The following is a 22,184-nucleotide window of genomic DNA, read 5'->3' as shown; positions in this document are numbered from 1 at the left end:
AAATTGGTAGACACGCCAGCTTCAGGTGCTGGTGACCGCAAGGTCGTGGAAGTTCGAGTCTTCTTCTGGGCACCAATTTCGAGCTTGAGATTAGATCAATTTCAAGGCTCACACAAAAACCCGCGAAAGCGGGTTTTTGCATTTCAGGCTTCCGGTTTATTAAAATTAAATCAGGGGTTTACAGATCAAAATGCTCTCCGTATAGTGCGCCACATCAACAGCGGCAACGCTTGCGATTATGCCCAGATGGTGAAATTGGTAGACACGCCAGCTTCAGGTGCTGGTGACCGCAAGGTCGTGGAAGTTCGAGTCTTCTTCTGGGCACCAATTCAAATTCAAGGTCACGATCTTGAATTTCACAGAAACCCGCGAAAGCGGGTTTTTGCGTTTCTGGCTTTCGAAAACCCCAAGCCAATACTTCCCTGTGGCGAGGGAGCTTGCTCCCGCTGGAGTGCGAAGCGCTCCTCATCATTCCAACAGTTACACCGCACTCTCAGGGTTTACGACTGCTTCGCAGCCGAGCGGGAGCAAGCTCCCTCGCCACAAAACTCGCCCCCGCCCTTCTAGCAAACACTCCTCAGACCCGCAAGACGCACATGAGAAACAATATCGTTTATCATTGTTACAAGTTTTTGCAATGCGACAGTGAGGAACCCTGCGAATGATGTTTCGAAATACCCTGCGCCGCGGCCTGACCATCACCCTGCTCGGCCTGACACTCGCCACTCCCCTCACCCAAGCCGCCGATCCGGTTTCCCTGACACTCTATAACGGCCAACACAAGGAAGTCGGCGATGCCGTCGCCAAAGCCTTCGAAGCCAAGACCGGGATTCACGTCAATGTGCGCAAGGGCAGCAGTAACCAGCTCGCCAGCCAGATCGTCGAAGAAGGCGATCGATCCCCCGCCGACGTGATCTACACCGAAGAATCCCCACCATTGAACAAACTCGGCGAACAAGGCCTGCTGGCTCAGACCGACGCCGCCACCCTCGCCGTTCTGCCAAAGGACTACGTCGCCGGCAACGGCACCTGGATCGGTATCACTGCGCGAGTCCGCGTGGTTGCGTTCAACCCCAAGTTGATCGATGAAAAAGACCTGCCCAAGTCGGTAATGGAGTTCTCCGATCCGAAATGGCAAGGCAAAGTCGGCTTCGTGCCCACCAGCGGCGCATTCCAGGAACAGGCGGTGGCGATCATTAAAGTCCACGGCATGGACGCCGCCGAAGAATGGCTCACCGGCCTGCGTGCATTCGGCAAGACCTACAGCAACAACATGGTCGCGCTGAAGGCTGTGGAAAACGGCGAAGTCGCCACCGTACTGGTGAACAATTACTACTGGTTCGCCTTGCAGCGTGAAAAAGGCCAGCTCGATTCGAAACTGCATTACTTTACCGGCGGCGACGTCGGCGGGTTGATCACTGTTTCCAGCGCCGCCGTACTGAAATCCAGCAAACATCCAGAAGAAGCCCAGCAATTCCTCGCCTACATGGCCAGCGAAGAAGGTCAGCGCGTGATCACCCAGACCACCGCCGAATACCCGCTGCACAAAGGCATGGAATCGGATCGCGGCCTCAAGCCGTTCAGCGAACTGCAAGCACCGAACGTCACGCCCGCCGATCTCGGCAACGCCGAAGAAGCCCTGGACCTGGAACGTGACGTTGGCCTGAACTGATGAGCGCATCGTTATCTGCCCCCGCCTTGCGTGGGGGCTACGTGCCACGGCGCAAGCGGCCGTCGATCTGGTTGTTGCTGCCGGTTTTGCTGCTGGTGGTGCTCAGCCTGTTGCCACTGGCTTATGTTGGCCTCAAGACCTGGCAAGCAGGCTTGGCCGAGGCGCTGCATCTGTTGTGGCGACCTTACGTGCTTGGCCTGCTGCGTAATACGCTGGCGCTGATGGTGGGCGTCACGCTGGCCTGCGGCGTGATTGGCTTGTCGCTCGCCTGGTTGCTGGAACGCAGCACTCTGCCAGGTCGACGGCTATGGGGCGTGATCCTGTGCCTGCCGTTCGCGGTGCCGGCATTTGTCAGCAGCTTCACCTGGGTCTCCCTGAGCGCTCACTTCGAAGGGCTAGGCGGCGCGATTCTGGTGATGACCCTGTCCAAATACCCGCTGATTTTTCTGCCAGTGGCGGCAACCCTGCGCAATCTCGATCCGTCCCTGGAGGAGTCCGCACGAACCCTGGGGCAGAATCGCTGGGGCGTGTTCTTTAAAATCACCCTGCCTTTGCTCTGGCCGTCACTGCTGGCCGGTTCGCTGCTGATTGCGCTGCACATGCTGGTGGAGTTCGGCGCGCTGTCGATCATCGGGCTGCAGACTTTCACGACAGCGATCTACCAACAGTTCGAACTGGAATTCAGCAACGCTAACGCAGCGATGCTCTCGGCGGTGCTGTTGGCGCTGTGTCTGGTGCTGCTATGGCTGGAGTTGCGAGTGCGCGGCAAAGGCCGACATGTGCGCACCGGCCAGGGCGCGGCGAGGCAGGCGCAACAGGTTCGCCTGGGGCCATGGACGACTGTCGGACAGCTTTACTGCCTGCTGCTGGCGATCATCGGCAGCGGCATTCCGCTGGGGATGCTGGCGTACTGGCTGATGGTGGGTTCGTCGGCGGCGTTCCCGGTCGCCGCGATCAGCGAGGCGTTGTTGTCGTCTCTGGCGCTGTCTCTCGGTGGTGCGGCGCTGTGCCTGGTGCTGGCGGTACCGGTGGGATTGTTGGTGGTGCGCCATAAAGGCCGACTGGCAATCTGGGCCGAGCGCCTGCCGTATCTGCTGCATGCGCTGCCGGGATTGGTGATTGCGCTGACTCTGGTGTATTTCGCCCTGCATTATGTGCCGGTGCTGTACCAGACCTCAGCGCTGTTGCTGATTGCTTATGCGCTGTTGTTTCTGCCGCTGGCGCAGGCACCGATTCGTACGGCGCTGAACAAGGCAGCACCGCAACTGGAAGAGGCCGCACGCACGCTGGGAGCGTCGTCCTTCAGCGCGTTTTGTCGAGTGACGCTGCCGATCATCTTCCCCGCCTTGGGGGCAGCCTTTGCACTGGTGTTTCTGGATGCGATGAAGGAGCTGACGGCAACGCTGCTCCTGAGTCCCACCGGGCTCAATACGCTGGCGACGGAAGTCTGGGCGCATACCGCGAATGTGGAGTTTGCGGCGGCGGCGCCTTATGCGGCGTTGTTGATTGTGGTGTCTGGGTTGCCGGTTTATCTCCTAACGACTCGGATGTATTTGAGCCGCTGAGATCGCTATCGCGGGCAAGCCCGCTCCCACAGTGTCTTCTGTTACGCACAAAATTGTGAGTTCACAGAAGTACCTGTGGGAGCGGGCTTGCCCGCGATGGCGTCCGCACAAACAATACAAAACTTATGCCCTGAACTGCCCCAGGCTCGCCTTCAATTGCGCCGCCAAACCATCCAGCACCTTGCCACTGGCCGTGGTTTCCACCACCGCCTGAGCAGCCTTTTCAGCTTGAGCATGAATGGTCTCAACCCGCCCACGCACGGCCTGCGCACCTTGCGCCTGATGCGCCGCAGCCTGTGTCGCCAGACCGATCGCCGCATGCACCTGCTCGACCGACACCTGCACCGACTGCTGCAACCGCGCACTGTCGCGCAACACCAGCAAACCTTCGCTGGCCTGACGTCCGGCCTGTCCGATTGCCGCAACAGCCTCTCGCGCGCCCTGCTGCAACGCAACGATGTGGGCCTGAATGTCGCCGGTTGAGCTCTGAGTCTTGCTCGCCAGTGCCCGCACCTCATCCGCCACCACGGCAAACCCGCGACCGGTCTCACCGGCACGCGCCGCCTCAATGGCCGCGTTCAACGCCAGCAAGTTGGTTTGTTCGGCGATCCCGTGAATCACCGTCAGCACCACTTCAATCTGCTCACTCTGCTGCGCCAGGCGCTCGATGACTTTCGCACCGGTGTCGACTTGTCCGGCCAATGCCTCAATGAGACTGCCAACTTTCGCCGAGGTCCGAGTGTTTTCATCCGTGGCCTGACGAATGCCCACCACCTGCTGCAAAGCGGCCTGCATGGCGTGACTTTCAGACTGGGCTTCATCAGCCATTTGCGACAACGCGCGCAAGCTTTCGGCCACTTCATCGCGCTGCATGCCCGCCGCGGCGTCGGCGCCGGCATTGCGCAGGGTCATGGCGCCGATTTCCACGCCGGTCCGCTGGGCCACATCGCCTGCCTCTCGCACGATCGGCTGCAACTTATCCACAAAGCGATTGACCGCCGAGGCCATGTCGCCAATCTCATCCTGGCTGTTGATCTGCACACGCTTGGTCAGATCGCCCTCACCCGCCGCCAGGTCATCCATGGCAGCGATCAGCAGCTTCAAGCGATTGACCACTCGACGACCCAGCACCACCGCCAGCAACAGCAGCACACCAAAACCTACCAGCGCCAGGCCCATGCCGATGCGCCAGCGTAAAGTCCCCGCAGCTTCCTGCACGGCAGTGGTGGTATTGGCTTTCATTTCAGTGGCGGTAGACTGCGCCGATTGCAGACGCCCGCGCATCGCCGCTGCGCTGTCAGCCGCCGCGCCTTTGAGGCTGTCACCCACCAGTTGATCACTGCTGGCGATCAGCGCCGAGAATCGCTTGTCCAGCGCCGCCACATCGGTTTCCACGGAGGCGGTCGAGACGCCCATCAACACCTTGCCGATCTCCACCCCATTGGGATTGATCGAGGCTTCAAGGTAGTAGACCGACGGATCGTTCTTCGCCGCATCCAGCACCTTGTCCAGCGCCCGCTCGCCCTGGCCTTTTTCCAGAAGCGCCTTGTTGATCGGGTTCTCCCGGTTGAGGTAGCGCGTCAGGTGCTGGCCCGTGGCGTCGTCGTAGACCACGAACAACACATTGGGATTGCGCTGGGCACGGCGAGCGAATTCGGAAAGGGTGGGGATGTCGCTGTCCCACATGGCGCGGGGTGCGACCGAGGCCAGAAGCTGCGCCATGTCGTTGGCCGAATCCTTCAGGTCCTTCTCCAGTGTCGCACGCAGTTGCGCCTGCTCGTCCTTCAGACGCGAAGACAGCCCGGCCGTCAGGCGCTGACGGGTACTGGTGGACAGGCTATCCAGGCTCGACGTGACTTCACGCCCTGCCTGCTCAAGCTCACCAGAGAGCTTTTGGCTATCGGCGTCCAACCGCATACCCAAATCAGCTTCCAGCGCAGTCACTGTGCTCCGGGTCAGAGCGACAGCTACCAGCACCTGCACCAAAAGGGCGATACCCAGGGTAACGAACACGGGCCGCAAGAGACGGCTTTGTAACAGTGAGAGAACGGCCGACACTGAAAATCCCTCTGCTTTGACGCCATCAAATTGATAGCACGTCAGAAACGATGCTTTTTCAATGTTCACAGCAAAGGTCATGCCGTTCGACAGGCATAAACGACAAAGGCCCCAATTAAGGGGCCTTTGTGTTTTACATCAACGACTTATTAAGCGAACGGGTGACGCAGAACGATGGTTTCGTTGCGGTCCGGGCCCGTCGAAATAATGTCGATCGGAGCACCGACCAACTCTTCGACGCGTTTGATGTAGTTGCGTGCAGCCTGAGGCAGCTCTTCCAGGGTCTTGGCACCGACGGTGGATTCGGTCCAGCCTGGCATTTGCTCGTACACCGGCTCCAGGCCAATGTAGCTGTCGGCGTCAGTCGGTGCATCGATCACTGCACCGTCCTGGTTCTTGTAGCCCACGCAGATGTTGATGGTTTCCAGACCGTCCAGCACGTCCAGCTTGGTCAGGCACAGGCCCGAAATGCTGTTGACGTCGATGGCGCGACGCAGGATGACGGCGTCGAACCAGCCGCAACGACGGGCACGGCCGGTAGTAGCGCCGAACTCATGGCCACGCTTGGCCAGGAAAGCACCGACGTCGTCAAACAGTTCAGTCGGGAACGGACCCGAACCCACACGAGTGGTGTAAGCCTTGGTGATGCCGAGGATGTAATCCAGGTACATCGGGCCAAAACCCGAACCGGTGGCGATGCCGCCCGCGGTGGTGTTGGAGCTGGTGACGTACGGGTAAGTACCGTGGTCGATGTCCAGCAGGGAGCCTTGGGCGCCTTCGAACATGATGTCTTTGCCCGCGCGACGCAGCTCGTGCAGTTCAGCGGTGACGTCGACCATCATCGGCTTGAGCAGCTCGGCGTATTCCATGCACTCGTCGAGTGTTTTCTGGAAGTCGATTGCTGGCTCTTTGTAGTAATTGACCAGTACAAAGTTGTGGTAATCCAGCAACTCGCCCAGCTTGGCGGCGAAACGCTCGCGGTGGAACAGGTCACCGATACGCAGACCGCGACGGGCAACCTTGTCTTCGTAAGCCGGACCGATGCCGCGACCGGTAGTACCGATCTTCAGCTCGCCACGGGCCTTTTCACGGGCCTGGTCCAGCGCTACGTGGTAGGACAGGATCAGCGGGCAGGACGGGCTGATACGCAGGCGCTCACGCACCGGTACGCCTTTCTCTTCCAGCTTGATGATTTCCCGCAGCAGGGCGTCGGGTGCAACCACCACGCCGTTACCGATCAGGCACTGCACGCCTTCGCGCAGCACGCCCGACGGGATCAGGTGCAAGACGGTTTTTTCGCCGTCGATCACCAGGGTGTGGCCAGCGTTGTGACCACCTTGGTAGCGCACTACGGCGGCAGCATGTTCGGTCAGCAGATCAACGATCTTGCCTTTGCCCTCATCACCCCATTGGGTGCCCAGGACTACGACATTCTTACCCATAACACTTGTCCTCATTCGCGCAAACTTGGTGCCGGCGGCGGCCGGCAGGAAAACTCAAGAAGCCAGCGGCAATACTTGCCAAAGCCCGTTCTGCTGAATCAATTGCCGGTCGCAGTCCGCTTCACGGGCGGCGGCCAAAAGTTGCCCAGGCAATGCCTGAACGACACGCTGACCCTCACTGCGCAACTGGCAAACCTGCTGCCAGAGTGCTGCATCCGTACTGTCAGGCATCCAGATACCGCCAGACGGTAGCTCGATTTCAGCACGCCCCAGGGTCACCAGGGTTTTCAAATCGGTAGAGAAACCAGTTGCCGGACGGGCACGACCGAAGTCGGCACCAATGTCGTCGTAACGACCGCCCTGAGCAATGGACTGGCCAACCCCCGGTACGAACACGGCGAACACTACACCGGTGTGGTAGTGGTAGCCGCGCAACTCGCCCAGGTCGAAATACAGCGGTAATTCCGGGAAACGCGTGGACAGACGCTCGGCAATTGCCAGCAAATCGTCCAGGGCCGCCAGCACGGGTGCCGGCGCATTGGCCAGACGCTCACGCGCGGCGCTCAACACTTCACGACCGCCACACAGGTCGACCAGCGCTCGCAGCATGCCCGACAGATCCGCAGGCAGGCCTTCGGTCAAGGTAATGACCTCGTCGATGGCTTTACGTTGCAACGCATCGAACAACTGTTGCTCGACTTCACCGGACAAACCGGCGGCACGGGCCAGACCGCGATAGATGCCGACATGGCCGAGGTCCATGTGCACATCCGGTACATCGGCCAGTTGCAGCATGGCCAGCATCAGGCTGATGACTTCCACGTCACTGCTCGGGCTGGCATCGCCGTACAACTCGGCGCCCAGTTGAATCGGGCTGCGCGAGGACGACAAGGCACGCGGCTGAGCATGCAGCACGCTACCGGCATAACACAGACGGCTCGGCCCTTCGCGACGCAGGGTATGCGCATCGATGCGCGCCACTTGCGGCGTGATGTCGGCACGGAAACCCATCTGCCGGCCCGACTGCGGGTCGATGACCTTGAAGGTACGCAGATCGAGGTCTGAGCCCGCACCAGTCAGCAGGGATTCCAGGTACTCGATATGGGGAGTCACGACAAACTCGTAACCCCAGCTCTGGAACAGATCCAACACCTGGCGACGCGCTATTTCGATGCGCGCAGCTTCTGGTGGCAGTACTTCTTCGATGCCATCTGGCAGCAGCCAGCGGTCTACCGTTGCCATTACGCCATTCCCCTATGATCCGGGCGACAAGCCTTTGGGCGAGCCTTGAGTGAAGCAGAAAATGATCGGCCCATGCGCACAAACCGCGCGCATGGACAACGGGGCGAAAAGCCTTAAACCGGCTTCGCCAACCACTTTCCTCGAAAAACCTGTCGAGTCATTCAACTCGGGTGCCTGCATAAAAACAGCAATCAAACGTGCAGACGCAAAAAAGCCGGGAATTTCCCGGCTGCCGCATCATACACACGTTTTCCCAAAGGATCACCCCGCCCGAGGTTTTAGCCGCCAGGCGGGGGATGATTCAGGTCAACGCCGTATCAAGGCTTGGCTTTTTCCAGGTAACGGAAGAAGTCGCTGCCCGGGTCCAGGACCATGACGTCGGATTTGTTCGCGAAGCTTTCACGGTAGGCACGCAGGCTACGGTAGAACGCGTAGAACTCCTGATCCTGACCGTAGGCCTTGGAGTAGATCGCAGCAGCCTGGGCATCACCGTCACCGCGAACCTCTTCAGATTCACGATAGGCTTCAGCCAGCAGCACACGGCGTTGACGGTCGGCGTCGGCACGGATGCCTTCAGCCAGCTCGTTACCCTTGGCGCGGTGCTCGCGAGCTTCACGCTCACGCTCGGTGCTCATACGTTCGAACACGCTGCGGTTCACTTCCTTCGGCAGGTCGATGGTTTTGACCCGGACATCGACAACTTCGATGCCCAGCTCTTTTTCCGCCATCTTGTTCAGCGAGTTGGTGATGTCAGCCATCAGCGCATCACGCTCACCGGACACTACTTCGTGCAGGGTGCGCTTACCGAACTGGTCACGCAGGCCCGATTCCAGACGACGGGAAAGACGCTCGTCGGCAATCTGCTTGAGGCCGGAAGTCGCGGTGTAGAAGCGCTCGGCATCTTTCACGCGCCACTTGGCGTAGGCATCGACCATCACGGCTTTCTTTTCCAGCGTCAGGAAGCGTTGTGTCGGTGCATCCAGTGTCATCAGGCGCGCGTCGAATTTGCGCACCTTGTTCACGTAAGGCACTTTCACATGCAGGCCCGGCTGAACATCGGCCTGGACCACGCGACCGAACTGCAGCAACACCGCACGCTCGGTCTGAGCCACGATGTAGAAGCAGTTCCAGGCAACGATCGCCACGACGACGCCGATAATAAGGGCGATCAGCGATTTATTGCTCATCAGCGACTCTCCCTGGTACGTGCTTGCTGTTGCTGCAGATCAGCTGCCGCACGCGCATTCACTTCATTGCTGCTGGCTGCCGCACCGGTCACCGGAGCGCCGGGGCTGCGACCACTGTCGATCATCTTGTCCAGCGGCAAGTAGAGCAGATTGTTCTGGCCATCCTTGTTGCCGGTCACGAGAACCTTGCTGGTGTTACTGAAGATTTCCTGCATGGTGTCCAGATACAGACGCTGGCGGGTGACTTCAGGGGCCTTGCGATACTCGGCCACCAGCTTGGTGAAGCGATCGGCCTCACCCTTGGCGCGGGAGACGGTCTCGTCGCGGTAACCGTTGGCATCCTCGAGGATGCGCTGGGCCTGACCACGGGCTTCCGGCACGACACCGTTGGCGTAGGTTTCAGCCTGGTTTCGCGAACGCTGCTCGTCTTCACGGGCGCGGATCACGTCATCGAAGGCTTCCTGGACTTCACGCGGTGCAGCTGCGCTCTGTACGTTGACCTGGGTGACGGTGATACCGGTGCGGTAGGTATCGAGGAAGCGTTGCAGACGCTCCTTGATTTCGCTGGCCATCAGCTCACGACCTTCGGTCAGCACCTGATCCATGGCGGTAGAACCCACCACGTGACGCAAGGCACTGTCGGTTGCATGTTGCAGGCTGATTTCCGGCTGATCGACGTTCAGCACGAAGTCTTGCAGGTTGCTGATCTTGTACTGCACGGTCAGCGGCACTTCGACGATGTTTTCGTCTTCAGTCAGCATTTGACCCTGCTTGGTATAGGCACGCTCACGCGTGACGTTTTCCATGTACTTGCGATCGATCGGCGGGAAATAGATGTTCAGGCCCGGGCCGACGGTTTCATAGTATTTGCCGAAGCGCAGCACTACGGCTTGCTCCTGCTCGTCGACCACGTAAACAGCGCTGTACAGCCACACAGCCGCCAGCACGACCAGGCCGATACCGAGCAGGCCGCCGAAGCCGCCACTCTTGCCCGGGCGACCGCCCTCGTCACCGCGTTTTTTACCACCACCGAACAACCCGTTCAGGCTTTCCTGCAGCTTTCGGAAGGCCTCGTCGAGATCCGGTGGTCCCTTGCGGTCGCCGTTATTGCGGCGCTTGCCACCCCAAGGATCCTGATTATTCGAGTTGCCACCCGGCTCATTCCAAGCCATAGCGCTCTCCATCTGATAAAGCAAAGACGCACCCACGGCGCGCCGACCAATGCTACAGAATGCCTGTCACCGCGGCACAACCGCTTTCTCAGGCTTTTATTGCAAAGTGTGTTGCTCGATGAATTCCATCGGTTGCAGACCTTCGCGGCTCACGAGTCGATTCAGTTCGATCCGTGGCAAGCGAACGGCCAGCAAGCTGATGCCTTCTTCGTCGTGTTCTTCTTTTTGCACCGCACCCAGTTCGAAAAACTGCGCACGCAGTCGAGCAAAACGTTGCGGCAAGCGCAAGGTGCCAACAAACAAATCACTGCCTAACAGTTCGGCCACGGCCTGCTTGAGCAGGTCAAGACCGGTACCATCCTTGGCCGATAACCAGACCCGCTGCGGTTTGCCATCGGCATCGCGCTGGATCTGCGGCTCGACACCCTCGAGCAAATCGAGTTTGTTGTATACCTCAAGGATCGGCAAGTCTTGTGCCCCGATCTCCCCGAGCACCACCATGACCTGTTCAATCTGGGCCATACGCTCAGGCTCATGCGCATCGATCACATGCAGCAGCAGGTCGGAGTTGCTCGACTCTTCGAGCGTAGCCCGAAATGCCTCGACCAGTTTGTGCGGCAGGTGGCGAATGAAGCCTACGGTGTCGGCCAGCACGATCGGCCCGAGGTCGTCGAGTTCGAGTCGGCGCAAGGTCGGGTCGAGGGTAGCGAATAACTGGTCGGCGGCGAAGACGTCGGAATCGGTGACCGAGTTGAACAGCGTCGATTTGCCGGCGTTGGTGTAACCCACCAGTGAAACCGTCGGAATGTCAGCACGTTTGCGCCCGCGACGAGATTGCTCGCGTTGGCTGCGGACCTTTTCCAGGCGCCCCTTGATCTGCCGCAGGCGAATCCGCAACAGGCGCCGGTCGGTTTCCAGCTGGGTTTCACCCGGGCCGCGCAGACCGATACCGCCCTTCTGCCGCTCAAGGTGAGTCCAGCCACGAACCAGCCGCGTACTCATGTGTTCAAGCTGAGCCAGTTCAACCTGGAGCTTGCCTTCATGGGTGCGGGCGCGTTGGGCGAAGATATCGAGAATCAAACCCGTGCGGTCAATCACGCGGCACTCGAAAATACGTTCGAGGTTACGTTCCTGACTGGGCGTGAGGATGTGATTGAAAATCACCAGATCGACCTGTTCGGCGCTGACCAGATCGCGTAACTCTTCGACCTTGCCGCTGCTGATCAGGGTTTTGGCGGTTGGCCGATGACGCGGCACGTTAAAAAACGCGACGGTCTCGGCGCCAGCCGAAATTGCCAACTCCTGAAACTCCTGCGGATCTTCGCGCGCCTCAGGGTCCTGACCATCCAAGTGAACGAGAATTGCCCGTTCACCACCACCGTGGCGCTCAAAGAACAAAGGAGACTCCTATCAGGCGTTACCTGGCTCAGCGTCACCTGCTTCGGATTCGGTTGCGCTAGGCAGACGAATTGGACGAACCGGCACCACTGTAGAGATAGCGTGTTTGTAAACCATTTGGCTAACGGTGTTTTTCAGCAGGATTACGAACTGGTCGAAAGACTCGATCGTGCCTTGCAGTTTGATCCCGTTGACCAGGTAGATGGAAACCCCCACTTTCTCTTTACGTAAAGTATTCAAGTAAGGGTCTTGTAGCGAATGCCCTTTTGACATGTGCCGCACTCCTTTAAGGATTCAATATAAAAAATAGGTAAACAGATGGCTTGGGGCCGTCACACCCCCAAGGATAGACGGCAATTGCAAGGACTCAGCTCAATATGGAGATGGTCCCAAGGTATTTCAAGGCGCGCGGCAGATTGTCGCAATCGAGGCTGTCCAACCAGTGTAAATCAGCCCAACTGCGTAGCCAGGTGAACTGGCGCTTTGCCAATTGGCGCGTGGCAATGATTCCACGCTCCTGCATCTCGGCTTGCGTCAGCTTGCCATCCAGGTAATCCCAGACTTGTCGATAACCTACAGCACGTATAGACGGCATCCCCGAATGCAGGTCACCTCTATCTCGCAGGGCTACGACCTCGTCGATGAATCCCTGTTCCAACATATTTGTGAATCTTTGTTTAATACGCTCGTGCAGTACCTGGCGATTTGCCGGGGCGATAGCCAAGTTCGCGACAGTATAGGGCAATTGTTGCAGTCCCGAAGCGGCTGCTTCAGTACTTTGCGCAGATTGTCGCAAGCGTAGCTCAGTCATGCTTTGACCACTGACGCGATAAACTTCCAGCGCGCGACTGAGGCGCTGCGGATCGTTCGGATGAATTCGCGCGGCCGATTGCGGATCGATGACCGCCAATTGATCGTGCAGGGCTTGCCAGCCAAGGCGTGCAGCCTCTTCTTCGATTTGCGCGCGCACCTGCGGATCGGCCGCCGGCATGTCGGCCAGACCTTCGAGCAAAGCCTTGTAGTAGAGCATTGTGCCGCCTACCAGCAGCGGAATTTTGCCCCGAGCGGTGATCTCTGCCATGGCCTCAAGCGCATCACGACGAAAATCCGCAGCGGAATAACTCTCGGCCGGGTCGAGAATATCGATCAACCGATGCGGAAATTCGGCCAACAACTCTTTGGAAGGCTTGGCGGTGCCAATGTCCATGCCACGGTAAACCAGCGCCGAATCGACGCTGATCAGCTCGCAGGGCAAAACTTTGGTGAGTTCGATGGCCAGGTCGGTCTTGCCGGCAGCCGTCGGCCCCATCAGGAAAATCGCAGGAGGGAACTGGCTCATCAACGACCGCGCAAAAACAGTTTGTCCAGATCGTCCAGGCCCAATTGGGTCCAGGTCGGTCGGCCATGGTTGCATTGACCGCTGCGTTCGGTGTTTTCCATGTCCCGCAGCAGACCGTTCATTTCCGGCAAGGCCAGACGCCGATTCGCGCGAATTGCGCCGTGGCAGGCCATGGTGCCGAGCAGTTCGTTCAGGTGTGCCTGAATCCGGTCGCTGGTGCCGTATTCCATCAAATCCGCCAGAACGTCGCTGACCAATCGATTGGCTTCAGCCTGTTTCAGCAACGCGGGGATTTGCCGGATCGCCAGCGACTCCGGGCCAAGACGCTGCAACTCAAAGCCCAACCGCTGGAACCACGCGACGTGTTCTTCGGCGCAATCGGCTTCGCGCTGACTGACCGCCAGGGACTCCGGCACCAACAGCGGCTGACCACTCAGGCCTTCGCTGGCCATGGCGATTTTCAGGCGTTCGTACATGATCCGCTCGTGGGCGGCGTGCATGTCCACCAGCACCAGGCCTTGGGCGTTTTCCGAAAGAATATAGATGCCCTTGAGCTGCGCCAACGCATAACCCAGCGGTGGAATGTCGTCCTGCCCGGCTGGCAGCGCGACCGCGTTGGCTTCGGGCAGTGGCGCGAAGAACTCACGGTAGGCCGCTTGAGCTTCGGCGACGGGCACGCCGGATTGAGGCCGCGGCGTGTATTGATACTGATAACCGGCGCCAGCGCCCGAGCCAGCCGGCGTGTTGAACGACGGTTGGGCCTGAGGCTGTTCCAGCAGCGCATTGGCCGCCAGACGCATTTCGCCCTGCGGACCGAACTCACCGGCGTCGAGCCCGGTGGGCCGAACAATGGCGGTCGCGACAGGTGCGGCCAGATGATCCTCCGGCCGCACATCGCCGAGGGCGCGGTGCAAAGTGCCATAGAGGAAATCGTGAACCATGCGCCCGTCACGGAAGCGTACTTCGTGCTTGGTCGGGTGCACGTTGACGTCGACGCCCGCCGGATCGACTTCGAAAAACAGCACGAACGTCGGGTGCCGACCGTTGAACAGCACGTCGCGATAAGCCTGGCGCACCGCGTGGGCCACCAGTTTGTCGCGCACGGCACGGCCGTTCACAAAGAAATACTGCAAGTCCGCCTGGCTGCGGTTAAAGGTCGGCAACCCGACCCAACCCCACAAATGCAGGCCATTGCGCTCGATTTCGATCGGCAGCGCCTGCTCCAGGAAACCCGCCCCGCAGATCGCCGCCACACGCCGGGCGCGGGCCGCGTCATCGTGGGCTTCGTGCAGGCTGAGGATGGTTTTGCCGTTGTGGCGCAGGTGGAACGCCACGTCGAACCGCGCCAGCGCCAGACGCTTGATCACTTCTTGCAGGTGATCGAATTCGGTTTTTTCGGTCTTGAGAAACTTGCGGCGCGCCGGCGTATTGAAGAACAAATCACGCACTTCCACCGAAGTGCCCACCGGATGGGCGGCCGGCTGCACCCGCGGCGCCATGTCCCGGCCTTCGGTTTCCACTTGCCAGGCCTGATCGGCATCGCGAGTGCGGGACGTCAGGGTCAGACGCGCCACGGAGCTGATGGACGCCAGCGCCTCACCACGAAACCCCAGGCTCATCACCTGTTCAAGGTCTTCCAGGTTACGAATCTTGCTGGTGGCGTGACGGGCCAAGGCCAAGGGCAGGTCATCGGCAGAAATGCCGCTGCCATCGTCGCGCACCCGCAGCAACTTGACGCCGCCCTGCTCCACATCGACGTCAATGCGTTTGGCACCGGAGTCGAGGCTGTTTTCCAGCAACTCCTTGATCACCGAGGCCGGGCGCTCAACCACTTCACCGGCGGCAATCTGGTTCGCCAGCCGCGGGCTGAGCAGTTCGATGCGCGCAGCGTTGGTCAGCACCTGGTTCATTCTTTGGCCGCCAGTTCAGTGCCAGGGATGGTCAGAGTCTGACCAATCTTCAGCTCGTCACTTTTCAAGTTGTTTGCGTTACGCAAGGTGGCCGGGGACACCTGATAACGCACGGCGATCATCGCCAGGGTTTCGCCAGGATTCACGCGATGGTCACGTGGGCCCTGGGCGATTTTGCCGGAATCGCGCAGCCAGGCAATGTAGGTACCCGGCGGTGGATTCTGCTGAAAGAATTGCCGCACGCCGCTGCTGATAGAACGCGCCAGCGCCTGCTGGTGGTTCGCTGCGGCAAGCTTGGAAGCTTCATTGGCGTTGGAGATAAACCCGGTTTCCACCAGAATCGACGGGATGTCCGGCGACTTCAGCACCATGAACCCGGCTTGCTCTACCCGCTGTTTGTGCAGCGGCGTGACGCGGCCGATGTTGCTCAAGACTTTCTGGCCAACGTTGAGGCTGGACGTCAGGGAAGCGGTCATCGACAAATCGAGCAGCACGCCGGCCAGCATGCGGTCCTTGTCGTCGAGGCTGACGTTGCCGGCACCGCCGATCAAGTCGGAACGGTTTTCGCTGTCGGCCAGCCAACGGGCAGTCTCCGACGTCGCACCACGGTCAGACAAGGCGAACACCGAGGCACCAAACGCAGCAGCCGAAGGTGCGGCGTCAGCGTGGATCGAAACGAACAGGTCAGCCCCCTTCTTACGAGCGATTTCGGTACGACCGCGCAACGGAATGAAGTAGTCGCCGGTGCGAGTCAGTTCGGCGCGGAAGCCTTTCATGCCATTGACCTGACGCTGCAGTTCACGGGCGATGGCCAGTACCACGTCTTTTTCCCGCTGACCGCGAGAGCCCGAGGCGCCCGGGTCTTCACCACCGTGGCCGGCATCGATCACCACAATGATGTCGCGCTTGCCGGCTGGGGCGGGCGGCAATTTGATCGAAGGCTCGGAGGGTGCGACAGGGACCGCAGGCAACGTCGCCACGGACGGCGTTGGCGCAGGCGGTGGCGCGGCATCGGCCGCATTGTCGAACAGGTCGACGACCAGGCGATTGCCATATTGGGCGTTTGGCGCCAGGGTGAAGCTTTTTGGCGTGACGGCTTTTTTCAGGTCGATGACCACCCGCAGGTCGGTCGGCGTGCGCTGAGCCGAGCGCATCGCGGTAATCGGGGTGTTCGAGGTATTAACGTTCAGTGGTGCGCCGAGAGTTGCACCATTAATGTCGATCACCAGCCGATCCGGGGAGGTCAGGGTAAAAACGCTGTGCTGGACAGCCCCTGTCAGGTCAAACACCAGCCGCGTGTTGTCCGGCGCCCGCCACAGGCGAACACTGTTGACCTTCGTCTCGGCCACAGCGTCGACGGTCACCGCCAGAAACAACAATCCTACGGCAGCAACCAACGCGCGAAAGCGCATACCTAACCCCATCATTTATTTGGATTCCAATGCCAAAGCGGCACACCACGACTCGCCACGCGAGCCTTGTGGCGAAATTTTCAGCGAACGCCCGCTGTCTTGCGGGCTAATGGTAATGGTCAGGTCGGGCTTTGGCAAAAAGCCTGCACCGTTACGGGGCCATTCGATCAGGCACAACGCGTCGTCTTCGAAATAGTCGCGGATGCCGAGGTACTCCAGCTCCTCTGGATCGACCAATCGATACAGGTCGAAATGGAAGGCGCGGACCTCCCCGATCTCGTAGGGCTCGACCAGGGTGAAGGTCGGACTTTTTACCGCCCCCGTATGCCCCAGGCCACGAATGATGCCCCGGGACAGCGTGGTTTTCCCGGCGCCCAGATCTCCCTCGAGAAAAATCAGACCGTGCCCTTCAGTGGTTTGTGCAATGCGCGCACCAAACGCGGTCATCGCCTCTTCATCAGCCAGGTACAGGGTTACTTCAGACACGGTGCTTGCTCCTCCAACAACTGACGAATGGCTGGAATCAGATCACTGGCCGCCAGCCCGCGGCCGAATTTACCTTGTTGCTCGCCGGCATTGGCGTGCAACCAGACCGCCAGGCATGCCGCGTCGTACGCATCCATACCCTGAGCGAGCAAGGCGCCGACCAGCCCGGCCAGCACATCGCCCAAACCGGCAGATGCCATGGCCGGATGGCCTTGATGACACAACGCCAGGCGCCCGTCGGGGCTGGCGACCAGGCTGCCGGCGCCTTTGAGCACCACTACCGCTGTATATTTTTTGCTCAATGCATGGGCAGCGGCCGGGCGGTCGGCCTGAACTTCGGCCGTCGACAGCCCCAGCAATCGCGCCGCCTCGCCAGGGTGCGGCGTGATAACACAATGGGCGGGCAAGCTCACGCCACCTTCGGCCAACAGGTTCAACGCATCGGCGTCCCAGACTTGCGGCAACGGCGCATTGGCCGCGGCCGACAGCAGACTGCGCCCCCAAGCGGCCTGCCCCAGCCCTGGGCCGACGACCAGCACCGTGACCTTCTCAAGCAGCCCCATCAATTGATTGGCCGACGAAGTGCCTAGCACCATAGCTTCTGGCAAACGTGCCAAGGCGGCTGGAACATGTTCGTTGCGGGTGGCCACAGACACCATGCCGGCGCCGCTGCGCAAAGCACTTTGTGCACCGAGCAGGATGGCTCCACCAAAACCGCGATCACCGCCGATCAGCAATACGTGGCCAAATTTGCCTTTGTGGGCAGTTGGAGCGCGACCGGTCAGACGCGGCACGTTATCGGCCGTCAGGCGACGAGCGCTGACCGTGGCCCCGATAAACGTCTCGGGGGCGGCTAACAGATCATTGAAGACCAAATCGCCAACCACATCCGCAGCGTCACCGGTGAACAGGCCCAGCTTCAAGCCAATGAACGTCACCGTGAGGTCCGCTCGAACCGCAATGCCGAGCTGGCGCCCCGTATCGGCGCACAGCCCCGAGGGGATATCCACCGCCGCAACCGGTAGCCCACTGGCGTTGATCGCGGCGATGACGCTGGCGTATGGCTCGCGCACTTCACCGGTCAGGCCGGTGCCGAGCAAGGCATCCAGCACAATGCCACGCAATTCTGAATGCGCATTCCAGTCTTGAATGGCGACGCCTTCGGTTACTGCCTCGGCATGGGCCGACGCGGCATCGCCCTGCAAACGCCCGGGATCCCCGGCGGCCAGCACCCGCACGTGCCAACCGGCACGTCGGGCCAGCACGGCCACCAGGTAACCGTCGCCGGCATTATTGCCGTGGCCGGCCACCACGCTCAATTCATGCGCCGTGGGCCAATGACGGACCAGCGCGCGCCAGGTCGCCCGCGCCGCACGTTGCATCAATTCGAAGCCCGGTGTACCGGCCGCAATCAGGCTCGCATCGAGCCCTCGGACTTGCGCGGCGCTATACAGCGCGTCGGGTAATTCATCTTTAGTGTGCGGCATGCGTCTTCAGGCTCCGATGTCTGGCAGAATTATACGCACCTCAGCTCCGGTTTCTCTCGTCTCATGCCCGCTATTACCACAGACCTGCCCGCCCTCGCCCAATCCATCAAGGACTGGGGCCGCGAGCTGGGCTTTCAGCAAGTCGGCATCAGCGGCCTCGACCTGGCCGAGCATGAGCAGCACCTGGAGCGCTGGCTCGAAGCCGGCTACCACGGCGAAATGGAGTATATGGGCGCCCACGGCAGCAAACGTTCGCATCCGGAAGAACTGGTGCCGGGCACCTTGCGAGTCGTTTCCCTGCGCATGGACTACCTGCCGGGCGACACCGAAATGGCCAAACGCCTGGCCCAACCGGAAAAAGCCTACGTGTCGCGTTATGCCTTGGGCCGCGATTACCACAAATTAATCCGTAAACGCGTGCAACAACTGGCGGAAAAAATTCAGGCGGTAATCGGCCCGTTCGGCTACCGCGCCTTTGTCGACAGCGCCCCGGTACTGGAAAAAGCCATCGCAGAACAGGCTGGCCTTGGCTGGATCGGCAAAAACACCCTGGTCTTGAATCGCAAGGCCGGCAGCTACTTCTTCCTCAGCGAACTGTTCGTCGACCTGCCGCTGCCGGTCGACCCGCCTCACGCCACCGAACACTGCGGTCGCTGCACCGCCTGTCTGGACATCTGCCCGACCAACGCCTTTGTCGGCCCGTATGTACTGGACGCCCGACGCTGCATTTCGTACCTGACCATCGAACTGAAAAGTGCGATCCCCGAAGATTTGCGGCCACTGATCGGTAACCGGGTGTTCGGTTGCGATGACTGCCAGATCGTCTGCCCGTGGAACCGCTTCGCCCGACCTTCCGGCGAAAGCGATTTCAAACCCCGGCATAACCTGGACAACGCCGAACTGGCCGAACTGTTCATGTGGGACGAAGAGAAGTTCCTCAGCAGCACCGAAGGCTCACCGCTCAGACGCGCGGGTTACGAGCGCTGGTTGCGCAATCTGGCGGTCGGCCTGGGTAATGCGCCGTCAAGCATTCCGGTGCTGGAAGCGCTCAAGGCTCGCCGGGACTATCCGTCGGAACTGGTGCGCGAACACGTCGAATGGGCCTTGAAACAACACGGACTCCTGTAGCAGCTGCCGAAGGCTGCGTTCGGCTGCGCAGCAGTCGTCATTCCGCAAAGCGAGTCCTGCGGCCTCGAACGCAGCCTTCGGCAGCTGCTACAGAGACCGTGTCAAGCTTCGTCGTTGTAAACGAACTTCGGCATTTCCCAGTGGAAGCGGATCGCCAGCAAGCGCAGCAGGAAGCCGCCGAACAGGGTGATCAGGATCGACTGTTCGCCGGGTAATTGCAGGTAGATGCAGAGCAGGTAGCACCACGCCGCGGCAAACGAGACGCTGGCGTAGAGCTCGCGGCGGAATATCAGTGGGATGTCGTTGCAGAAGATGTCCCGCAGGATGCCGCCGAACACCCCTGTGATCACGCCGCTGACCGAGGCCACTAGCATGCCGTGGCCCATTTCCAGGGCAGTCATGCAGCCGATCAGGGTGAACGCCACCAGGCCCACCGCGTCGAGCACCAGAAACAGCGAACGCAAATGACGCATCCAGCGGGCGATGAAGATCGTCAACATCGCCGCGACGGAGGTCAGCACCAGGTATTCCGGGTGTTTGACCCAAGTCAGCGGGTAGTGGCCGAGCAGCACGTCGCGTACCGAACCGCCGCCCAACGCCGTGACGCACGCGATCAACACCACACCAAACCAGTCCATGCCGCGACGGCCCGCCGACAGGGCGCCCGTCATGGCTTCGGCAGTGATGGCGATCAGATAGAGCATCAGCAACATGGTGGCGGTCCTGGCAGAAAGGCGCGCAGTCTAGCCATTTAGGGCCGGCACCAAAAGGGGGCACTCATTCAAATAGACCGCGTCGCCTTCTTCGCGGGCAAGCCTCGCTCCTACAGGTACAACGCAGGCCCCGTAGGAGCGAGGCTTGCCCGCGAAGGCGTCAGAACAGACACACCACCCAATCAGAACTTGATGAAATTCTTGCGGTAGTGCTGCAGCTCGGCGATCGATTCGCGGATGTCGTCCAGGGCCAGGTGGGTGCTGCCCTTCTTGAAGCTGTCGCGTACGTCCGGTGCCCAGCGCGCGGCCAGCTCTTTGAGGGTCGACACGTCAAGGTTGCGGTAATGGAAGTAGCTTTCCAGCGACTTCATGTGGGTATAAAGGAAGCGACGGTCCTGGCAAATGCTGTTGCCACAGATCGGCGACTTGCCCTTCGGCACCCATTTTTCCAGGAAAGCGATGGTCTCGGCTTCGGCTTCGGCCATGCTGATGCGGCTGTCGCGAACCCGTTGGGTCAGCCCGGAGCCGCCGTGCTGACGGGTATTCCACTCATCCATGCCGGCGAGGATCTCGTCGCTGTGATGAATGGCGATCACCGGACCTTCGGCCAAGGTGTTCAAATTACTGTCGGTGACGATGGTGGCCATCTCGATGATGACGTCGGTATCAGGGTTCAGACCGGTCATTTCCAGGTCGATCCAGATCAGGTTCAGCGGGTTTTGCATGAGTCGGCTCCTCGGCGTAGGTGCGCAGTTTAGCCTAGGGAGGCCACCGGGCGTGCTAAACTCGCGGCCGTTTTACCTAATCGCTGCATTCTCGATACGGAACACCCATGGCCAAACGCCAACTCAATCGTCGTCAAAACTGGCGCATCGAAAAGATTCAGGGCGAGCGCGCTGCCCGCGCCGCCAAACGCGAGTCCTCGGCTGTCGAGGCACTTGAAGGCGGCGACCTGGGTCCGGAACAGACGGGCCTGGTGATCGCGCACTTCGGTGTGCAGGTCGAAGTCGAGGCCCTCGATGGCGAATTGGCCGGCCAGGTGTTCCGCTGCCATTTGCGCGCCAACCTGCCAGCGCTGGTGACCGGCGATCAGGTGGTATGGCGTGCCGGCAACCAGGGCATCGGCGTGATCGTGGCGCAACTGCCGCGCAAAACCGAGCTCTGCCGTCCCGACAGCCGTGGCCAGCTCAAGCCGGTGGCGGCCAACGTCGACTTGATCGTGATCGTCTTCGCGCCGCTGCCCGAGCCTCACGCCAACCTGATCGACCGTTATCTGGTCGCTGCGGAACACGCCGGTATTCGGCCGTTACTGCTGCTGAACAAATTCGACCTGATCGACGAGCAGAACGCCCCGGCGCTGAATGCCTTGCTGGCGGTTTACCGCACGCTGGGTTACCCGGTGCTGGAAGTGTCGGCCCACCACGGCAATGGCATGGAACAGTTGCAAAAGCAGCTGGACGGGCACATCAGCGTATTCGTCGGCCAATCCGGCGTCGGCAAGTCGTCGCTGGTCAACAGCCTGCTGCCGGAAGTCGACACCCGCGTCGGCCCACTGTCCGAGCTGTCGGGCCAAGGCACCCACACCACCACCACCGCGCGGTTGTTCCACTTCCCCGGTGGCGGTGAGTTGATCGACTCCCCGGGTATTCGGGAATTCGGCCTGGGTCACGTCAGCCGTGCCGACGTCGAAGCCGGTTTCATCGAGTTCAACGACCTGATCGGCACCTGCCGCTTCCGCGATTGCAAGCACGACCGCGAACCGGGTTGCGCCCTGCTCAAGGCCCTGGAAGAGGGTCGCGTGCAGCAGCAACGGATGAACAGCTACCGCTCGATCATCGCCAGCTTGCCCGAAACCAGCTACTAAACAGACGCGCCCGCTGCCTCGACACTGACGGGGCGGCGCGCCGCTTGTAGCATCCTACAAATATCCTCACCCTTTAAACGTCAGAAACTTCTGTAAGGCTTCTGCGCGC

Annotated in this window: 18 protein-coding genes and 1 tRNA gene; 5 read left to right on the top strand and 14 right to left on the bottom strand. The window is 60.4% G+C overall.

Features of this window, described 5'->3' with window-relative positions; genetic code table 11:
* Positions 1-240 precede the first annotated feature (240 nt).
* From AC1RQB_RS07320 to AC1RQB_RS07310, 3 genes are all read left to right on the top strand, one after another.
* A tRNA-Leu gene (locus AC1RQB_RS07320) sits at positions 241-327 on the top strand.
* Positions 328-661: 334 nt separating this feature from the next.
* Entirely contained in the window at positions 662-1,672 is a 1,011-nt protein-coding gene (locus AC1RQB_RS07315) for an iron ABC transporter substrate-binding protein (protein ID WP_063341740.1), read from the top strand.
* Positions 1,672-3,237: an ABC transporter permease gene (locus AC1RQB_RS07310; protein ID WP_063341741.1), complete on the top strand. Its 1,566-nt coding sequence runs from the start codon at positions 1,672-1,674 to the stop codon at positions 3,235-3,237. The genes AC1RQB_RS07315 and AC1RQB_RS07310 overlap by 1 nt, the downstream gene beginning before the upstream one ends.
* Positions 3,238-3,360: 123 nt before the next feature.
* On the opposite strand, the gene AC1RQB_RS07305 is transcribed toward AC1RQB_RS07310, so the two are convergent.
* From AC1RQB_RS07305 to AC1RQB_RS07250, 12 genes are all read right to left on the bottom strand, one after another.
* Positions 3,361-5,295: a methyl-accepting chemotaxis protein gene (locus AC1RQB_RS07305; protein WP_008068880.1), complete on the bottom strand. Its 1,935-nt coding sequence runs from the start codon at positions 5,293-5,295 to the stop codon at positions 3,361-3,363.
* A gap of 149 nt (positions 5,296-5,444) precedes the next feature.
* Positions 5,445-6,737, bottom strand: coding sequence for an adenylosuccinate synthase (locus tag AC1RQB_RS07300; RefSeq protein ID WP_008068879.1), 1,293 nt, complete (start codon positions 6,735-6,737; stop codon positions 5,445-5,447).
* Between the two features lie 54 nt (positions 6,738-6,791).
* Positions 6,792-7,979, bottom strand: coding sequence for an ATP phosphoribosyltransferase regulatory subunit (locus tag AC1RQB_RS07295; protein WP_008068877.1), 1,188 nt, complete (start codon positions 7,977-7,979; stop codon positions 6,792-6,794).
* Positions 7,980-8,296: 317 nt separating this feature from the next.
* Entirely contained in the window at positions 8,297-9,166 is an 870-nt protein-coding gene (hflC, locus tag AC1RQB_RS07290; RefSeq protein ID WP_008068875.1) for a protease modulator HflC, read from the bottom strand.
* Complete coding sequence (gene hflK, locus AC1RQB_RS07285; protein ID WP_007902662.1) at positions 9,166-10,338, bottom strand: FtsH protease activity modulator HflK; 1,173 nt, start codon at positions 10,336-10,338, stop codon at positions 9,166-9,168. Before hflK ends, hflC begins: the two co-directional genes overlap by 1 nt.
* Before the next feature lie 96 nt (positions 10,339-10,434).
* The gene (hflX, locus tag AC1RQB_RS07280; RefSeq protein WP_063341742.1) at positions 10,435-11,736 is read right to left on the bottom strand and encodes a ribosome rescue GTPase HflX; all 1,302 of its coding nucleotides are present in this window, start codon (positions 11,734-11,736) and stop codon (positions 10,435-10,437) included.
* 12 nt (positions 11,737-11,748) lie between these two features.
* Positions 11,749-12,009, bottom strand: a complete 261-nt coding sequence (gene hfq, locus AC1RQB_RS07275) for an RNA chaperone Hfq (protein ID WP_007902656.1) — start codon at positions 12,007-12,009, stop codon at positions 11,749-11,751.
* 94 nt (positions 12,010-12,103) lie between these two features.
* Positions 12,104-13,075 carry a tRNA (adenosine(37)-N6)-dimethylallyltransferase MiaA gene (miaA, locus tag AC1RQB_RS07270; protein ID WP_063341743.1) on the bottom strand — a complete coding sequence of 324 codons (972 nt, stop codon included), beginning with the start codon at positions 13,073-13,075 and terminating at the stop codon, positions 12,104-12,106.
* On the bottom strand, positions 13,075-14,973 hold the full coding sequence (gene mutL / locus AC1RQB_RS07265) for a DNA mismatch repair endonuclease MutL (protein WP_177319481.1): 1,899 nt from the start codon (positions 14,971-14,973) through the stop codon (positions 13,075-13,077). The genes miaA and mutL overlap by 1 nt, the downstream gene beginning before the upstream one ends.
* Positions 14,974-14,981: 8 nt before the next feature.
* Positions 14,982-16,412, bottom strand: coding sequence for an N-acetylmuramoyl-L-alanine amidase (locus tag AC1RQB_RS07260; RefSeq protein ID WP_063341744.1), 1,431 nt, complete (start codon positions 16,410-16,412; stop codon positions 14,982-14,984).
* A complete protein-coding gene (gene tsaE / locus AC1RQB_RS07255; RefSeq protein ID WP_007902643.1) occupies positions 16,413-16,883 on the bottom strand; it encodes a tRNA (adenosine(37)-N6)-threonylcarbamoyltransferase complex ATPase subunit type 1 TsaE in 471 nt (156 codons plus the stop codon).
* On the bottom strand, positions 16,871-18,370 hold the full coding sequence (locus AC1RQB_RS07250) for a bifunctional ADP-dependent NAD(P)H-hydrate dehydratase/NAD(P)H-hydrate epimerase (RefSeq protein ID WP_063341745.1): 1,500 nt from the start codon (positions 18,368-18,370) through the stop codon (positions 16,871-16,873). The genes tsaE and AC1RQB_RS07250 overlap by 13 nt, the downstream gene beginning before the upstream one ends.
* 63 nt (positions 18,371-18,433) lie before the next feature.
* Between AC1RQB_RS07250 and queG the strand changes: the two genes are divergently transcribed.
* Positions 18,434-19,498 (top strand): tRNA epoxyqueuosine(34) reductase QueG, encoded by a 1,065-nt coding sequence (gene queG, locus AC1RQB_RS07245; RefSeq protein WP_063341746.1) that lies wholly within the window; start codon positions 18,434-18,436, stop codon positions 19,496-19,498.
* Positions 19,499-19,599: 101 nt separating this feature from the next.
* Here queG and AC1RQB_RS07240 read toward each other — a convergent pair whose 3' ends face one another.
* Positions 19,600-20,211, bottom strand: a complete 612-nt coding sequence (locus tag AC1RQB_RS07240) for a trimeric intracellular cation channel family protein (protein WP_007902638.1) — start codon at positions 20,209-20,211, stop codon at positions 19,600-19,602.
* Between the two features lie 182 nt (positions 20,212-20,393).
* A complete protein-coding gene (gene orn, locus AC1RQB_RS07235) occupies positions 20,394-20,936 on the bottom strand; it encodes an oligoribonuclease (protein WP_008068863.1) in 543 nt (180 codons plus the stop codon).
* A 107-nt stretch (positions 20,937-21,043) separates the two neighbouring features.
* Here orn and rsgA point away from each other — a divergent pair, with 107 nt between their 5' ends.
* Entirely contained in the window at positions 21,044-22,075 is a 1,032-nt protein-coding gene (gene rsgA, locus AC1RQB_RS07230; protein ID WP_008068855.1) for a small ribosomal subunit biogenesis GTPase RsgA, read from the top strand.
* Positions 22,076-22,184: the final 109 nt, after the last annotated feature.

This window comes from Pseudomonas sp. GW822-FHT02E03 (assembly GCF_058802325.1).
This window is presented reverse-complemented; position numbering and strand designations above follow the sequence as displayed.

Coding starts and splice junctions, on each gene's coding strand:
- AC1RQB_RS07315 (WP_063341740.1), top strand. CDS start 662: ATGATGTTTCGAAATACCCTGCGCCGCGGCCTGACCATCACCCTGCTC.
- AC1RQB_RS07310 (WP_063341741.1), top strand. CDS start 1,672: ATGAGCGCATCGTTATCTGCCCCCGCCTTGCGTGGGGGCTACGTGCCA.
- AC1RQB_RS07300 (WP_008068879.1), bottom strand. CDS start 6,737: ATGGGTAAGAATGTCGTAGTCCTGGGCACCCAATGGGGTGATGAGGGC.
- AC1RQB_RS07295 (WP_008068877.1), bottom strand. CDS start 7,979: ATGGCAACGGTAGACCGCTGGCTGCTGCCAGATGGCATCGAAGAAGTA.
- hflC (WP_008068875.1), bottom strand. CDS start 9,166: ATGAGCAATAAATCGCTGATCGCCCTTATTATCGGCGTCGTCGTGGCG.
- hflK (WP_007902662.1), bottom strand. CDS start 10,338: ATGGCTTGGAATGAGCCGGGTGGCAACTCGAATAATCAGGATCCTTGG.
- hfq (WP_007902656.1), bottom strand. CDS start 12,009: ATGTCAAAAGGGCATTCGCTACAAGACCCTTACTTGAATACTTTACGT.
- miaA (WP_063341743.1), bottom strand. CDS start 13,075: ATGAGCCAGTTCCCTCCTGCGATTTTCCTGATGGGGCCGACGGCTGCC.
- AC1RQB_RS07260 (WP_063341744.1), bottom strand. CDS start 16,412: ATGATGGGGTTAGGTATGCGCTTTCGCGCGTTGGTTGCTGCCGTAGGA.
- AC1RQB_RS07250 (WP_063341745.1), bottom strand. CDS start 18,370: ATGCCGCACACTAAAGATGAATTACCCGACGCGCTGTATAGCGCCGCG.
- queG (WP_063341746.1), top strand. CDS start 18,434: ATGCCCGCTATTACCACAGACCTGCCCGCCCTCGCCCAATCCATCAAG.
- AC1RQB_RS07240 (WP_007902638.1), bottom strand. CDS start 20,211: ATGTTGCTGATGCTCTATCTGATCGCCATCACTGCCGAAGCCATGACG.
- orn (WP_008068863.1), bottom strand. CDS start 20,936: ATGCAAAACCCGCTGAACCTGATCTGGATCGACCTGGAAATGACCGGT.
- rsgA (WP_008068855.1), top strand. CDS start 21,044: ATGGCCAAACGCCAACTCAATCGTCGTCAAAACTGGCGCATCGAAAAG.